1 protein-coding gene is annotated in these 268 nt (G+C 54.1%); it reads right to left on the minus strand.

What is annotated here, in order from left to right; genetic code table 11:
* On the minus strand, positions 1-268 hold a 268-nt coding region (locus SB719_RS20405), incomplete at both ends, for a hypothetical protein (RefSeq protein WP_412159777.1).

Raw genomic sequence — 268 nt, forward strand, 5'->3', positions numbered from 1 at the left:
GCCAATGGTTGCCTGAGGGTTGTACTCGTCCGGCTCAAAGGGAACCACGAGGTCATCCAGGTCTTCCTTACCCAGTCTGTCACGCAATGCCTGCCGGAGTTCTACGATGTGTTCCACAAGCTCAGGATGAGCGATCGTGTCAACCTGCGACCGTAGCGCCAGATCAATGATGTCCTGCTTGATCAGAACAGCTTCCAGTACTGGGCGAACGACCTTATAGAGTTCCGTCGCATCCGATATTCCCATCGACGCATAATCGACCCAATCG

Source organism: Pantoea sp. SIMBA_079 (assembly GCF_046940275.1).
GTDB classification, from domain to species: Bacteria; Pseudomonadota; Gammaproteobacteria; order Enterobacterales; family Enterobacteriaceae; genus Pantoea; species Pantoea borealis.